The organism is Streptomyces sp. SID12501, assembly GCF_010550245.1.
In the GTDB taxonomy this organism is placed as follows: Bacteria; Actinomycetota; Actinomycetes; order Streptomycetales; family Streptomycetaceae; genus Streptomyces.
In genome coordinates, this window is record NZ_JAAGLU010000363.1 from 1 (window position 1) to 545 (window position 545).

The window sequence follows — 545 nt, forward strand, 5'->3', positions numbered from 1 at the left end:
CCAGCCGGTGCACTCGGTGCCGCCGTCCGCACCCGAGACGGCCGCCATGTTGGCCTGGATCGTCTCGCCGTCGGACGCACCGCCCTTGAGGGCCGCGAGCGCCACGAGCATGGTCGCGTCGTACGACTCGGGGCCGTACGAGTAGTCCTTGAGACCGGGGTCGACCTCGAGCATGCGGCCCTGGAACTCCTCCGACGGGTACGCGCCCGGCAGGGTGCCCTGCGCGTTCTCGAGCGTGCCGGCCGGGAACCCGGTGTCACCCTCGGTGCCGAAGTTCTGCAGGTTGCCGTCGACGAAGTACGTCTTGCTCATGTCCCAGCCCTGCGCGGCGAGCTCACGCACGATCGCGGGCGTCTGGTCCGTGAACGCGAGGATCGCGATCGCGTCCGGTCCCGCGGCGATCGCGTCCGCGACGATCGTCGCGAAGTTGGTCTCGGCCGGGTCGAACTCCTGGCCCGACGTGCCGTACACGACCGTGCCGCCGGCCTCGCCCACGACCCCCTCGACGACGTCGCGCAGCGACGTGCCGTACGAGTCGTTGAACA

General features: G+C 70.6%; 1 protein-coding gene. It reads right to left on the reverse strand.

The window, feature by feature from the left end:
• Positions 1-545, reverse strand: a 545-nt coding sequence (locus tag G3I71_RS46250; RefSeq protein ID WP_164324933.1) for an ABC transporter substrate-binding protein, incomplete at both ends; no start/stop codon positions are given.